Source organism: Faecalibacterium sp. I4-3-84 (genome assembly GCF_023347255.1).
Taxonomy (GTDB): Bacteria; Bacillota; Clostridia; order Oscillospirales; family Ruminococcaceae; genus Faecalibacterium; species Faecalibacterium taiwanense.
Genome location: NZ_CP094466.1, coordinates 2,610,728 through 2,625,023 on the forward strand (window position 1 = coordinate 2,610,728; position 14,296 = coordinate 2,625,023).

19 protein-coding genes are annotated in these 14,296 nt (G+C 51.1%); 16 read left to right on the forward strand and 3 right to left on the reverse strand.

Annotation, left to right across the window (positions count from 1 at the left end; genetic code table 11):
• The first annotated feature begins 136 nt into the window (after positions 1 to 136).
• From ade to MTP41_RS13025, 11 genes are all read left to right on the forward strand, one after another.
• Positions 137 to 1,876, forward strand: coding sequence for an adenine deaminase (gene ade, locus MTP41_RS12975; protein ID WP_249235683.1), 1,740 nt, complete (start codon positions 137 to 139; stop codon positions 1,874 to 1,876).
• Between the two features lie 156 nt (positions 1,877 to 2,032).
• Entirely contained in the window at positions 2,033 to 2,293 is a 261-nt protein-coding gene (locus MTP41_RS12980; RefSeq protein WP_249235684.1) for a hypothetical protein, read from the forward strand.
• Positions 2,294 to 2,346: 53 nt separating this feature from the next.
• Complete coding sequence (locus MTP41_RS12985; RefSeq protein WP_118528179.1) at positions 2,347 to 2,838, forward strand: HD domain-containing protein; 492 nt, start codon at positions 2,347 to 2,349, stop codon at positions 2,836 to 2,838.
• 2 nt (positions 2,839 to 2,840) lie between these two features.
• A complete protein-coding gene (locus MTP41_RS12990) occupies positions 2,841 to 3,353 on the forward strand; it encodes an NAD(+) diphosphatase (RefSeq protein WP_249235685.1) in 513 nt (170 codons plus the stop codon).
• 138 nt (positions 3,354 to 3,491) lie between these two features.
• A complete protein-coding gene (locus MTP41_RS12995) occupies positions 3,492 to 4,685 on the forward strand; it encodes a Fic family protein (protein ID WP_249235686.1) in 1,194 nt (397 codons plus the stop codon).
• Between the two features lie 21 nt (positions 4,686 to 4,706).
• Positions 4,707 to 5,162, forward strand: coding sequence for a (deoxy)nucleoside triphosphate pyrophosphohydrolase (locus MTP41_RS13000; protein ID WP_249235687.1), 456 nt, complete (start codon positions 4,707 to 4,709; stop codon positions 5,160 to 5,162).
• Positions 5,163 to 5,173: 11 nt separating this feature from the next.
• A complete protein-coding gene (locus tag MTP41_RS13005) occupies positions 5,174 to 5,329 on the forward strand; it encodes a hypothetical protein (protein WP_249235688.1) in 156 nt (51 codons plus the stop codon).
• 515 nt (positions 5,330 to 5,844) lie between these two features.
• Positions 5,845 to 6,081, forward strand: coding sequence for a hypothetical protein (locus tag MTP41_RS13010; protein WP_249235689.1), 237 nt, complete (start codon positions 5,845 to 5,847; stop codon positions 6,079 to 6,081).
• A 179-nt stretch (positions 6,082 to 6,260) separates the two neighbouring features.
• Positions 6,261 to 6,794, forward strand: coding sequence for an AbrB/MazE/SpoVT family DNA-binding domain-containing protein (locus MTP41_RS13015; protein ID WP_097778281.1), 534 nt, complete (start codon positions 6,261 to 6,263; stop codon positions 6,792 to 6,794).
• A complete protein-coding gene (locus tag MTP41_RS13020; RefSeq protein WP_097778280.1) occupies positions 6,776 to 7,123 on the forward strand; it encodes a hypothetical protein in 348 nt (115 codons plus the stop codon). Before MTP41_RS13015 ends, MTP41_RS13020 begins: the two co-directional genes overlap by 19 nt.
• Positions 7,124 to 7,200: 77 nt before the next feature.
• Positions 7,201 to 8,277 (forward strand): hypothetical protein, encoded by a 1,077-nt coding sequence (locus MTP41_RS13025; protein WP_442900307.1) that lies wholly within the window; start codon positions 7,201 to 7,203, stop codon positions 8,275 to 8,277.
• Between the two features lie 424 nt (positions 8,278 to 8,701).
• On the opposite strand, the gene MTP41_RS13030 is transcribed toward MTP41_RS13025, so the two are convergent.
• On the reverse strand, positions 8,702 to 9,256 hold the full coding sequence (locus MTP41_RS13030) for a cysteine hydrolase family protein (protein ID WP_249235691.1): 555 nt from the start codon (positions 9,254 to 9,256) through the stop codon (positions 8,702 to 8,704).
• 196 nt (positions 9,257 to 9,452) lie between these two features.
• On the opposite strand from MTP41_RS13030, the gene MTP41_RS13035 reads away from it, so the two are divergent.
• The 5 genes from MTP41_RS13035 to MTP41_RS13060 all read left to right on the forward strand — a co-directional run bounded on the left by MTP41_RS13035 (position 9,453) and on the right by MTP41_RS13060 (position 13,740).
• A complete protein-coding gene (locus MTP41_RS13035) occupies positions 9,453 to 10,436 on the forward strand; it encodes a Gfo/Idh/MocA family protein (protein WP_249235692.1) in 984 nt (327 codons plus the stop codon).
• 92 nt (positions 10,437 to 10,528) lie between these two features.
• Complete coding sequence (locus MTP41_RS13040) at positions 10,529 to 10,738, forward strand: hypothetical protein (RefSeq protein ID WP_097774733.1); 210 nt, start codon at positions 10,529 to 10,531, stop codon at positions 10,736 to 10,738.
• A gap of 381 nt (positions 10,739 to 11,119) precedes the next feature.
• Positions 11,120 to 12,076 carry an EFR1 family ferrodoxin gene (locus tag MTP41_RS13050; protein WP_442900308.1) on the forward strand — a complete coding sequence of 319 codons (957 nt, stop codon included), beginning with the start codon at positions 11,120 to 11,122 and terminating at the stop codon, positions 12,074 to 12,076.
• Positions 12,077 to 12,108: 32 nt separating this feature from the next.
• Positions 12,109 to 12,936, forward strand: coding sequence for a purine-nucleoside phosphorylase (locus MTP41_RS13055; RefSeq protein WP_249235693.1), 828 nt, complete (start codon positions 12,109 to 12,111; stop codon positions 12,934 to 12,936).
• 426 nt (positions 12,937 to 13,362) lie between these two features.
• A complete protein-coding gene (locus MTP41_RS13060; protein ID WP_120019626.1) occupies positions 13,363 to 13,740 on the forward strand; it encodes a desulfoferrodoxin family protein in 378 nt (125 codons plus the stop codon).
• Positions 13,741 to 13,812: 72 nt separating this feature from the next.
• Here the strand turns inward: MTP41_RS13060 and MTP41_RS13065 are convergent, their stop codons facing one another.
• Both MTP41_RS13065 and MTP41_RS13070 read right to left on the reverse strand, forming a co-directional pair.
• The gene (locus tag MTP41_RS13065) at positions 13,813 to 14,049 is read right to left on the reverse strand and encodes a DUF3343 domain-containing protein (protein WP_097778274.1); all 237 of its coding nucleotides are present in this window, start codon (positions 14,047 to 14,049) and stop codon (positions 13,813 to 13,815) included.
• Between the two features lie 9 nt (positions 14,050 to 14,058).
• Entirely contained in the window at positions 14,059 to 14,280 is a 222-nt protein-coding gene (locus MTP41_RS13070; RefSeq protein ID WP_097778273.1) for a sulfurtransferase TusA family protein, read from the reverse strand.
• Positions 14,281 to 14,296: the final 16 nt, after the last annotated feature.

The window sequence follows — 14,296 nt, forward strand, 5'->3', positions numbered from 1 at the left end:
CCGGAGAGCTGTAACAAGCCCTCCGGGGCCATTTTTGTTTCCCGACATCTTTTCCGCAGCGGCAAGGCGTGGTAGAATAATGGCAGAACCAATCCACAGGTGAGAAAATCGAACTTCAGAGAGAGGAGATATTTCTATGCAGTCTGATGAGCTGAAACGCCGGATCTCGGCAGGCAGAGGAGATGCTTTGGCTGATCTGGTTTTGAAAAATGCCAGAATCGTCAATGTGTTTACCGATGAGATCGACACCGCTGACATTGCCATCAGCGGAAATTCGATCGTGGGCGTGGGCACGTATCATGGCCGGAAAGAAGTTGATCTGCACGGCAAATATGTCTGCCCGAGCCTGATCGATGGGCATATCCACATCGAAAGCTCCATGCTCTGTGGTCCGGCTTTCGAGCAGGCAGTGCTGCCCCACGGTACCACTGCGGTGGTCACAGACCCACACGAGATCTCGAACGTTGCGGGGCTGGAAGGCTTGGATTTTATGCTGGAAACGACAAAAAATCTGACCCTTTCGGTTTATTTCATGCTGCCCTCCTGTGTTCCGGCCACGGATCTGGATGAATCCGGTGCGGTGCTGAATGCAGAACAGCTCCGGCCTTACTACGGCGATCCCCGTGTGCTGGGGCTTGCGGAACTGATGAATGCCTATGGAACGGTGCACTGTGACCCGAAGATCCTGCAGAAGATCCGCGACTGCACCGAAGCGGGAAAAATCGTGGATGGCCATGCGCCGCTTTTGAGCGCTAAGGACCTGAATGCTTATATTGCGGCAGGCGTTCAGTCCGATCACGAGTGCTCCAACATTGAGGAAGCCATGGAAAAACTCCGGCGCGGACAATATATCATGATCCGGGAAGGAACGGCTGCCAAAAATATGGAGGCCCTGATGCCGCTGTTCCGGGAGCCTTATTGCAGCCGCTGTATGCTGGTGACGGATGATAAGCACCCCGGTGACCTGCTGGACAGCGGACACATCGATTCCAACATCCGTAAAGCGATCCGGCTGGGCGCAGACCCGGCAGTGGCCGTCAAAATGGCAACGCTGGTCCCGGCACAGTATTTTGGGTTCAAGCAGCGCGGTGCCGTAGCACCGGGGTACCGGGCAGATCTGGTTGTGGTTCCTGATCTGGAATCCTTTACGGTCGAACAGGTTTACAAGAATGGCACGCTGGTGGCCGAGCACGGAAAAACGCTGAAACCCGCACCGCTTGACATCGACCGTGTGAGATTTTCCCACGTTATGGATTCCTTTGATCTGGATGAGATCACACTGCAGGACCTGGAACTTCGGGAAAGCGGGGAGCAGGAGCGTGTCATCTGCCTGAACCGGGGCGAGCTGCTTACGGAGGAAAAAATCATCCCGTTCCAACGGCATCCGGGCAAAGCTCCCGGTGTGGACCCGGAACACAACATCGTAAAACTGGCCGTTTTTGAGCGGCATCATCACTCCGGCCATGTGGGCATTAGCTTTTTAGGAAACTTCAGCCTGAAATGCGGAGCCGTTGCATCGAGCATCGCACATGATTCCCATAACCTGATTGTGGCAGGGGACAACGATACCGATATGATGCTGGCCGGCAACACCGTGCGGAAAAACAAAGGCGGACTTGCGTTTGTGGCAGATGGACAGGTCGTGGCAGAACTTGCGCTTCCGGTGGCCGGATTGATGAGCACCGAAAGCGCAGAGAGCGTTGCGGCGAAAATGCAGGCGCTGAACGATGCCCTCAAGGCACATGGTGTAGCGGAAGATATCGGCATCTTTATGACCCTCGCCTTCGTCAGCCTTCCGGTCATTCCAAAACTCAGACTGAATACATACGGCATCATCGATGTAACGCAGCAGAAAGTCGTTCCGGCTGTTTTTTAATAGGCGATAACAAAAATACTGCCGGAGATCGACCTGAATGGTCCGTCTCCGGCAACAGAACAGTTCGTTCCTACTCTTAGAAACGAGCCGCATCAAGAGAAAAATTGACGGGAATTCTTATTTGATAAATTGGAATTTGTAGAGGGGTGTGATTATATGAAAAACAATAGTCCACAAAAGCAGGCTGCCATTTCTTGGATCATTTTGATGATAGGAATATTGCTCGCAGTAATAGGAGCAATGACGGCAAAGGAGTACAGAGTAAACATATGCCTGCTAATCGGTGCAATGGTTGTTATTGGTGGTATTGTATATCATCTCACCATGATGAAATGTCCTTATTGCGGTTGCTCGCTTGTTGGTTATAGGCCGATCCCTAAAGAATGTCCAAAGTGTCATAAAAAATTTGAAGAATAAGTTCGCGTTTATCAAGGTGAACATTTAAGTGTTAAAAACGGGAGTGAAAACAAATGATGACCATTGCACAGATCATGGAAAAGATGATCGCCTTTTCCGAAGGGAATATCCATGACATCACTCACCTGAGCTGCGTGTGGACCTATGCCAAAACCATTGGTGAGCTGGAGGGGCTGGACGCAGACACGCAGTTTATTCTGGAGGTGGCGGCCATCACCCACGATATCGCCTGCCCGCTCTGCCGCAAAAAGTACGGCAACACCAATGGTAAATATCAGGAGCAGGAGGGTGCCCCGCTGGTGCGGGAGTTCTTGGCGGATACCGGCATGACGGCTGCACAAATTGATAGGGTGGCGTATCTGGTAGGGCACCACCATAGTCCGGCGCAGATCGACGGCATTGACTATCAGATTCTGATTGAGGCAGATTATATCGTCAATGCGTCCGAAAGCGGGTACGACCAGCAGGCAATCCGAACCTTTATGGAACATACGATGAAAACGGCGGCAGGCATCCGACTGACAAAAACGGTGTTTGGAGTGTAAAAATGATTCAGAAGCATTGCTTTGAATGCGGTACGGCATTGATTGAAAAAGAACTGGAAGAAGAGGGCATTGTGCCTTACTGCCCGAAATGCCAGCAATACCGTTTCCCGATGTACAATGTGGCGGTCAGCATGATTGTTGTGGATGAGGAAACCGGGAAAATTCTGCTCATCCAGCAGTACGGCAAGCCCTCTTATATTCTGGTGGCTGGATATGTGAACCGCGGTGAGGCAGAAGAACACGCCGTGGTGCGGGAAGTCCGGGAAGAAACCGGGTTGGAAGTAGAGCACCTCCGGTTCAACCGTACCAAGTTTTTTGAGCCGTCTAACACGCTGATGTGCAACTTTACGGCTTTCGTCAGAACCGCAAAGGCGCTGCATATCAACCACGAAGTGGACCGCTGCAAGTGGTTCACCCCACAGGAAGCCAGAGAAAACATCCGTCCCAACAGCCTTGCAGCGGAATTTTTGAATGCGTATCTGGACGAAATGGGGAATAAGCCGATGGAGATGTGATTTGTGGCTGTGCCACGGGAATTTTGACGGAAAGTATAGAAAAAAGTTGGTTCGGCCTGTTTCGGTTGACTTTTTTATAAAGAATCGGTATATTGATACTATATAGTATCAATGAGTATCAACTGCGAGGTGGACAGAATGGATGGGGCACAGTTTGCCAAAATGCTTTCAGATAAGCATTTGTTTGAACTCAATCGGATGGAATACAAGTACTCGACTGTCAGCGTCAAAGAATTTGCCGAATTGCTGCAGCAAAACTTTGCGCAGCCTCTGCCGTTGACTGATTTTTCTGGAAATAAGCTGTTTTACCTGCCGAACTTCGCGCAAATTTCAACAAATGGTATGAAGCAGTTGCTCTCTGTCCCTGTCAGTGGACAAAACTTCGGTTTGTCGGCGATGACCGAGGAAATTTATGCTACTTTTCAAATTGAAAGTATCCGCTCGACCCGCAGCAGTATCCGTTATATCCTCGATGGTTATGCCCCTCGTGATGAACAAGAAGCCCGCATCTATGGTATGAAGCGCGGACTGGAGTTTATCGCGAATCGTCAGAATACGATTACCGAGGAGAATCTGCATCACCTATATCAGATCAGCACAGGGGATTATCTCCCGGATGAAGATCGATTACTGCCAAACCACTTTTATCGGCATGGCGAGGTTTTTATTGTGGGCGGTGAAGAACCCAGACCGGGACTTCCGGCAGAGCGGCTTCCCGGTGCCATGAAATGTCTTGTCGATTTTGCGAATGCCAATGACGGCATCAATGAGCTGCATAAGGCTGCCATTCTGCACTTTGTCTTTGCGTACTACCACCCCTATTTTGACGGGAATGGACGCACTGCACGGCTATTTCACCTCTGGTATCTTGTTCAGCAGGGCTATCCTGCAGCACTGTTCACGCCGTTTTCCCGATACATCGCTGAAAACAAGGGCGCATATTACAAAGCCTACGAACGCGTGGAGAGAAATGCTCTGATTTCCGGCTATACGGATGTGACTCCCTTTCTGTTCTACTTCTGCAATGAGGTCTATAACCGCCTGCAGGTGGATGCAGTCCCGTCGAAAACTGATCTTGAGGTATATCAAACTGCTCTTGCGGAAGGAAAAATCACAGAAAAAGAACGGCTGCTCTGGGAGTATGTTCTGTCTGCTTATGGTGCAGAGGAGTTTACCACAAAGCAGCTGGAAAAGGATTTCCGAAACGCTGCGTATGCAACCATTCGGACGTTTGTGATGAAATTCCATGAGATGGGGCTGCTTACTGCAAGAAAAGCAGGAAACAGGGTGTTCTATCGTGTCGGTGGGACTTCTGACGGTCGGCCATTATAATGAATCCAAAAGGAGAACGTTATGAAAACGATTCGTGTTGTGGCCGCTGTGATCTGCGACTCCATGCAGGAAAAGCGCAAAATCTACGCTACCGCCCGCGGTTATGGTGACTACAAGGGTCAATGGGAGTTTCCGGGCGGCAAAATCGAGCCGGGCGAAACCCCACAGCAGGCTCTGAAGCGGGAAATTGAAGAAGAACTGGACACGGAAATTGCTGTGGGGGATTTAATTGGTACACTCGAGTACGATTATCCGGCGTTTCATCTTTCCATGGACTGCTTCTGGTGTGAAGTGGTTTCCGGCGAGCTTGTGCTGAAAGAAGCGGAAGCTGCACGATGGCTGACAAAAGATGACATTGATTCCGTTCCGTGGCTCCCGGCGAATCAGACCATTTTGGATGTTATCAGAAGCTCAATGCAGCCAGTGAAACCACTCCATACCAGCGAATATGACAACGAACCTCTGCAGAGATGCTAAGGATTCCCGGAATGAAAGATGAACTGGGCCGTCCCATGACGCTGCTGGTGAAAGCCGCTACGGGAACAGCAATGGTATCAGACGATCACTACAGCGAAACAAAGTGGGCAGAGCGTAAAAAGTTGGTGTGCAGAGAATTCTCCTTTATCATCATGCCTGCCGCATAAGAGCGGCAAAAATTTTTCTGACAGGTTCAGTATAATCCTTAAAGTTGACTTCAGGTCAAGAGCTTTTTTGAATTTATAACAGTCGTGTCGAAAGACATCCCGTCTGAGGGCAAAGCGAAGGTTTTGCTCTTCAGGCGGGATTTTTTGCTTTTTGGGACTGTTGTATACAATATATGGACTAAGAGGGTGGGTGACTTGGACTACGAGTCCATAAACTTTTGCTCGAAAGTACGATACACTATTGTCACGGCAGCGGCCCACCTCCGAAAGGGAGCGGGAGCCGCAGCCGGGCGGACCTTGAAAATTGAATATGCAGCTTCAGGTACTTCCAGATAATGATACTTCCGTAATTCGCGGCCCGGTCATATGCCAGCAAGGCTGAAATGCTCCGCATTGATATGGCTTTGCTGGTCAGTCTGGCTCTGAACGTTCTGAGCGGAAACCGCAGCGAATAGCGGACAACCAGTAACCCGTAAAAATGAGGTGATAGCGATGTAATCGGAGGTGAGTGAGCCATGCGAAAGAGTGCCCCCATTGAAGTGGTGGTACATTACCCCAAAACGAAAGAGGGATGGGACGAACTCGGAAAACGGGTCGCAACCGCCCACGCCAACTATGTGATCGAAAAAGTCGACCGTCTGAACTGCCCCACATGGCAGAAGCTCGAATTGCTGCAGGCGGTGATCGATACTACCAAAGGAACCTACAAACCCAAAGAACACCAAAAGCCCGGCTGGCAGCCGAGCCGATAAACAAAGCCCCACGCTCAACATATGCTTTTCTGCTCTGACCAGAGACGGTCAGATTCAGAGGCAGTGTTGAGCGTGGGTCTTTTTGTGTTACATAAGTTTTTGGAATTTTGCTGATAAAATAAAATCATTGATTGTTGGCGGCCAATATGCTATTCTTTTTGTAAGGGAAGGTGAAGTGCATGAATCGTCGCAGCATGAAAATTATGAGAAGAAAAGCAGGGGGAACAGCAGGAAAGAATGCAGAAAAGTATTCGGTCAATCTCCCGGCAGTGTGGCTTCGTGCGATGGGAATCCAGAAAGATAACCGGGTAGAACTTTCTTTTGACGGTGAAAAAATCACCGTCCGACCGCTTGCATCAACAGACCCGGAACTGTTCCGCAGAAATGCAGAACAGAAAGGACATCAGCTGAAAGAATATCGATATTATGACGGAGATACGTTGTGTACCGTGATTTTGGCAGATTTTACAGCGGAGCAGATCTGCATCGAAAACAAAGTTGACGAAATACTGGATACTGCGTTTGGTGTGAACGAAACGCCCTCATGGGAAGACTTCCTGGCCTTTCTGGCAGACCGATGCATTCCGAAAACACGAAAGGGCTTGGATTACTATCTGGATGCTGTTGGCGTTCCGGAATATGACCCGGTTCTGCTTGTTGAAAAGACGCAGGGAAGAATGGCGGAGGATCACAAATGGCTGGAAATTATTTGACGCTGCATAGATCCCGTTATAAGCCCTGCCCGATTTTTGACTGCGGAGATTCATTCTTACTGGATTTTGCTCTGTACAGCCCTGAAATTGAAAGCCGAGCATATCTGACAAAGGCACAGTGCCTTCCGTTCAAATCTCGATTTACGCAGACAGTGCATACGGCACAAACTCTTTACGGAAAGCAGCTTGCGGTAAACATTGATAAAACAGGTATTGATACGATCCTCGACAAATATCTGTGCTATTACCCAAAACAGTTCCACTTTTTGCTGAAAGAGCGTATCGAAACCGTCCTGATGGAGCAGCAGAAAAAGCTTTTTGAAAAGTAAAAGCTCTTGCGTCCCGTGAAAAAAGAAGGTAATATAAATACAGAGCAAGACACAGAACGCAGGGAGGGATGAAAACCATGTTTTACGAGATCATGCACCGGGAAAGCTGTGTGGCACAACTCAGCACGACAGGGGAATGCAGGGTCTGCCTCGAGGATTTCATGCCCTATGATCTGGTTCTGGTGGAATCGGATGATTTTGACGAGCGCATCAATAATGTAACGAACTTTTACTATTGGTGCGCCTCCCGGATGTTGACGTTGGGTCGCACCTACGCCAAGGAAATCCTGAACAGTATCGGTGCATCTCAGAGTGCTACGGACAGGGAACGAGCACAGATCGCATTATCCTACCATTGTCTGTCTTTGCTGGATGTGTTCTGGGTGAAAGAAGAAAACGAGAAGATTCGATTCGAGGATATCAACCTTTTTGCACACTCCTTAAGCAATGCGCTTGTGGATATTGCGCTGCGGGGGCACCAAATGACGGTGACAAACGCCCATCTTCTGGCAAATGACCTGTCTACGGGCGGCTTGTACCCCAAGGCGTGGGTGCGAAAAGAGGATGGCTTCTATCTTTACAAGGATGGCGGCAGGGATGCGGTGGAACGTGAAGTGCTGGCAAGCAAAATCTGCCGGTGCTTTGACTGCCATCAGGTACTGTATGAGCAGGGGATGTTTGAAAATGAGCCGGTTTCCATCAGCAAAATCATGACATCTCAGCGATATAGTCTTGTGACCTATGCAGCCTATGACGTCTACTGCACGAACCATGATTGGAACACGCTGGATAAGATCTTAGAGTTGGATGCTCCCAGCTACTATATGATGAACATTCTGGATTATCTGGTAGGCAATACCGACCGTCATTGGGAAAATTGGGGTCTGCTGGTAGACAACGAAACCAATCAGCCCATCCGTCTGCATGACCTGATGGACTTCAACCGGGCGTTTCAGCAGTACGACACGCCGGAAGGCGCAAACTGTCTGACCGTGGGAAAACGCCATCTGAGCCAAAAAGATGCTGCAGTGGAAGCGGTGCGGAACATCGGACTGAACCAAGTCCGTCAGGTGGAGCACACCGTATTCTCCGAGCATCCGGCATGGAAAGCAACGTTTGAAGAACGACTGCGTGTTTTACGGAACGCCATGTAAGTCAGAGCGAATATCAGGATAATTGAAACAGAATGATTCCATAACGAAAGCCCGTCTGCGCTGCCACATATCGTGGCTTGCAGACGAGCTTTTTCGTTTGGCCGGAGAAAAATTACCATATGATAACAACGGAGATTCGGTCAGCTTTGACTTCGGCAATCATCTTCTGAAATCCGGGTCGGTCGAATTGCATACCAGAGATATCTGGTGCTCTACGACCGGGACTCTCTGACGGTGAGCCGCAAGCTGTCTGCCTCGGTGGAGGAGTACATCGACGACCACTAAGCAGCCAGCCCAGCGTTTTCCATCATTTGCAGGTAGGGCAGACCGTGGGCATCCCCGGCTCGTTCAATTTCCTTCATCTGCGCAGCCGTCACAATGCGATGTTTCATGTTGGCACCTTCTCTCGAACGCTAAGCAGCTCTCACTGTCTCCAAGGCTCGCTGCCCTGGTTGTTGATATCAATTTGGCACAGCTTCATGGCAGAAAGTGCCGTGTCATGGGACTGGGGCGTGACGCAGGCGCAGCAGGCAGCGTCCACGGAAACGTCGCTTTCCGGGAAGGTCGCTTTGCACAGGATGGCGTTGGAAAGCACACAGATGCCGGTGCACAGACCCACCAGCTCGATCTCCGGGGTTTCGGTCCCGGCGGCGGTCTTGAGCTTTTCCGCCAGCAGGGTGGAGCCAAAGGTGGGCTTGCAGATAAAGTGGTCTGCAGGCACGCCCTCCAGCGCCTCCGCCACCAGCGGATTTAGAGCGTGCCCCTCGCTGCCGGCGATGCAGTGAGCCACCGGGAGATGACGCCCCTCGTTGGTCTCCAGATAGTTGTCCGGGTGGGTATCCTGGGTGACAAAGATCTGCTCCGGGCGATAGGTGCGGATCTTTTCCAGCACCTTCGGCAGGATGGCTTCGGCCTCTTTTGTGCCCAGCGAGCCGGTGATAAAGTCGTTCTGCATATCCACTACGATCAGAAATTTCATAGGGGGGGTACCTCCCAAACTGATGTGTCAAGACACCTTTTTCTATCAGTATAACGGATAGAGCAAAAATTGCAAGGATTTTGTTTGGAGGCGGTGTTTTTTGGCAGAAAAATAGGGCTTTATGGGAGCGGAATCTTTTCCGCAGAGAGAAATCATGGTATACTGGATCCAAAGTGATCAAATGGGAGGTACCGTTATGAAGTGGGGAATTTTAGCGACCGGCACCATTGCCAAAAAGTTTGCGTCTACGGTGGAACAGATGGGCGCAGAAGGGGAGCAGCTTGTTGCCGTGGGCTCACGGCATCTGAAAAGCGCACAGGCGTTTGCACAGCAGTACGGCATTCCCCGCTGCTATGACTCCTACGAAGCCCTTGCCGCCGACCCGGAGGTGGAGGCTATCTATGTTGCCACTCCCAACACCCTGCACTACGAAAACTGCAAGCTCTGCTTGGGGCATGGCAAGCACGTTCTGTGCGAAAAGCCCTTTACCATCAACCCGGAGCAGGCGCAGGAGCTGTATCGTCTGGCGGAGGAAAAGCACCTCTTTCTCATGGAGGCATTCTGGATCTGGCTGCTGCCGCTGTACGACCGAATGCGCGAGATCCTTACTGCTGGCACCATCGGGGAACTGAAGCAGATCACCTGTCAGTACGGCTTTGTGGCCTCCGGTGCCCGGAAGGACCGCAAGTTTGATTCCAGTCTGGGCGGTGGTGCGCTGCTGGATATCGGCATCTACAATCTGGGCTTTCTGCGCATCCTCACCGGACAGGAACCGGAGAAGGTGGAGACCAAAGAGGTCCACATCAACGAGTACGGCACCGACGATTACAGTCGCCTTGCGCTGACCTACCCCGGCGGCTGCAAGGCGGAGTCTGTCCAGACCATTGGGCAGGAGCTGGAGCGCAACGCCCGTATCGTGGGCACCAAGGGCAGCATCTTTCTGCCTGATTTCCAGCACGCCGAGACCATGACGCTGGTAGTGGAGTGCAAAGAGCCGGAGGTCATCCGCTGCCCGGTGGACATCAACGGCTTTGAGTATGAGATCCGGGAAGCAAGCCGCTGCGTCAAGCTGGGGCGTACCGGAAGCGACCGCTACACCCCGCAGGATAGCCTTGCCCTGACCCGTCTGATGTACGACACCCGCATGAGCTGGGGCATGAAGTTTGTGGGCGAGGTGTAAGCGCACACCTTGCCGCAGGTCTTTTGCGTGCGAAAACTATGATATACAGAGAGCGACAACTCGGAATTGATATAAAAAAGAAGGACACATAGATGAAAACAGTGGTTCTTTATAATATTATTTCTTTTATCATCCTCGTTGCTTTGATTTTTGTCTTAAGGATTGTTAGTAAGAGTAATTTAAGACAAAATCAACAACTTGTTATTAAAGTCATTGCAACTATTTTAATTGTTTATGTGATAGCGTTCGTGCTTTTTATTGATGCAATAGCATTTGGCATTATAGGACCAGTTCAAGATTAACAATTCCAGTTTGACAAGGAAGTGCTTTGCATGAAAAAGCGTATATCAAGGATTCTCGGTTTAATAATGCTGATTATAGCTATTGCATTTATAGTGTTTGCATTGAACCATCCAGAAATGAGTTTTCCTTGGAACAATACCATTACTTGGTTACTGTATGGTTTATATATTCTTGTGACAGTCATGTTGCTTATTGCGCCTAAGACGAAGAAGTAAACAATTCGCGTTTGTGGAGCGAAGCGGAACAATGAAAGCCCCAGTGGGGCTTTCAAGCGACCGAACGGTCTTGCGGCAGCAAGATGGAGGGGCCTCGCCCCGACAACTTCCAGTTTGCCGGGCAGACAGGCATCTAAAAAACCATACAAAAACGAGGGAACAGCCATGGTACTTTATTTTACAGGAACCGGCAACAGCCGGTATCTGGCACGGCGCATTGCCGAAGGGCTGGATATGCCGCTTTACGACCTGAACACCTGCATCAAGGCAGGGGATACCGCCCCGGTGCAGACCGGGCAGGATGTGGTGCTGGTCACGCCTACCTACGCATGGCGTATTCCCCGGGTGGTGTCCCAGTGGCTGGGCAAGACTGCGCTGACCGGGGCGGAGCGCATCTGGTTTGTGATGGATTGCGGCAGCGAGATCGGCAATGCGGCAAAATATAACCGGCAGCTTGCGGCGCAAAAGCACCTGCGGTACATGGGTACAGCTCAGATCATCATGCCGGAAAACTACATTGCCATGTTCAATGCGCCGCAAAAAGAGCAGGCCCGGAGCATCGTGGAGCAGGCAGAGCCTGCGCTTCAGAGGGCGCTGGCGCAGGTCAGAGCTGGGCAGGAATTTTCTCCACTGAGAGACACCCGCTACGACCGCTTTATGAGCGGCCCGGTAAACCCGGCGTTCTATCGCTTTTTTGTGAAGGCGGATGCCTTCCGGGCAACGGATGCCTGTATCGGATGCGGCAAGTGCGTGGAGCTGTGCCCCCTGAACAATATCCGGCTGGAAAACGGCAAGCCGGTCTGGGGCAAACATTGCACCCACTGCATGGCCTGCATCTGCGATTGCCCCAAAGAGGCCGTCGAGTATATTGAAAAGTTGAATCATCAATATATTGATCTGCTGAACGGGGATGGTCTGGCATCTGATAAGTTCTGGGAGCTGAATCAACGCATCCGTGAGGATCGAAAAAGTCTGGGTGTTCAGATGGAACTTCGTAAACCGGATCTGCCGTATACGCTGGTCAATCTGCTGCATGAGAAAATTATCACGGAAGATGACCTGAAGCAATTCAGCAATGTATTGCAAGACGCGGTGAAACAGCTGCAGGAACGAATGGAATAGTGACTGCATACAGCAGCAAAGGAGAAAAAACAATGGAACATCTTTACGAAAAAGCACAGGAGAGTGCGGAATATATCAAAGCGCATACCACCAAACGCCCGAAAATCGCGGTCGTACTCGGCTCCGGCCTTGGCAACCTGACCGCAGACTTTACCGAGACGGAAGAACTGCCCTATAAAGACATTCCGAACTTTCCAGTGTCCACCGTGGCAGGCCATAAAGGCGCATTGCTGGCGGGCAAGCTGGGCGAGAAAGAGGTCTATGCGCTGGAAGGACGATTCCACTTTTATGAAGGCTACTCTATGAAGGAAGTCTGCTACCCGTTCTATGTCCTGAAACTGCTGGGTGTGGAACAGGTGGTGCTGACCAATGCCTGCGGCGGCATCAACCGGGAGTTTGCGCCGGGCACCCTGATGCTCCTCACCGACTTCATCAACATGATGGGTACGAACCCGCTCATCGGCCCCAACGACGAGCGCTTCGGCCCGCGTTTCCCGGACATGACCGAGCCGTACAGTCTGGAACTGCGGAATCTCGCCAAACAGACTGCCGACGAGCTGGGCATTTCCTATCAAGAGGGCGTTTATCTGGGCTTCATGGGTCCCTGCTACGAAACGGCCGCCGAGATCCGTGCCTTTGCGGGCATGGGTGCCGATGCTGTGGGCATGAGCACCGTGCCGGAAACCATGGTCTGCAATTATCTGGGTATGAAGGTGCTGGCCGTCAGCTGTATCACGAACATGGCCACCGGCATCCAGACGGTGAAGCACAGCCACGCCCGCGTGCTGGAAATCGCCAATCAGGCCGGGGAGACCCTGTGCCGCTGGCTGGGCGCGGTGATCCAGAAGATGGAAGGGTGAGAACTCCTTTTTCCGAGAGACTCATAAACAAATAAATATCCCCCGGCTCCGCCGGGGGATATTTATTGCGTCTGTGCCTTTTCCTGCAGGTGGTAGTATGATATACTTGTAACGATAAATCGGAAGTTGCAGGGGATAACAGAGATGAAAAATAGGATAATCGGTGTTATATTTTTAATTGTCTTTGTGTCAATCAACCTTTGGGCCATTTTGACAAAGAACTATTCCAATTCATTTCTGGCAGGAATTGCGGGGATGTGTCTTGTTACCGCAATTCTTTATCTCCGAAAAGGAAAAAAGTGATCCAATTCCTGCGTGTCTGACAAAATAATCCTTCCTTCTGTGATCCAATCACGGAAATTAAAGCTGAGAATTGTTATCATATAGACACAAGAAACACAAAACATTCTCAGGGAGGATTTCGATATGAGTGCAAAGTTTTACATCTGTGACCACTGTGGTAACCTCATCACCACGCTCCACGATGCAGGCGTTCCGATGCTCTGCTGCGGTGAAAAACTGCGGGAGCTGATTCCCAACACTGTAGAAGCCAGCGGCGAAAAGCATCTGCCGGTGGTCGAGCGCTCCGGCAGCACCCTGACCGTCACGGTGGGCGCGGTGGAGCACCCGATGGTGGATGTCCACCATATCCAGTGGCTCTATGTGGAAACGGCGCAGGGCGGCCACATCCGTTATCTCCATCCGGGCGAGGCACCCAGAGCGGCTTTTGAGCTGGGCGACGAGACACCGGTGGCGGTCTATGCCTACTGCAATCTGCATGGCCTGTGGACGACAAAACTCTGATAAAACAATAAGTCCCCTCCGCGCAGATACCCGGAAAGCGAGATCCGGGTCTGCACGGAGGGGACGATTTTGTTATAGCAGAACTTCTTTGGTCTGTTCGATTTCAACAGGGCACTCTGCAAGCAGGCCGGAATGCTGCCGGTACGCATCCGGTTCCATCCGCCATGCGATCCCGCAGCCAGCAGAAAGTTCCCGCGGAACAGGGATCAGCCTGCCGGGAATCCCGTTCTGTTTGCAAAAGGCTTCCAGTTCCATGACCGCAGAAGTAGTGTAGAATGTCAAAACCTGATAGGGCTTTTTTGCTCTCATACGCTGCCGTTATGCCTGAAAGGTGATCTCAAAACAGCCATCCGCCCGCGTGGTCGTCTGACCGTCCTTGTGTTCATATTCCAGCATTTTTTCAATGTTTTTGCGGGTGTGCGCTTCATCACCGAGAACGCGGATCATCTCGCCCGGATGCTCTTCCATCGCATCCATCGTCAGCAACACCGGTTCAGGGCAGGAAAGGCCGCGAACGTCCACTTCAACAAATTTAGCCATTGTGCTTTCTCCTTTT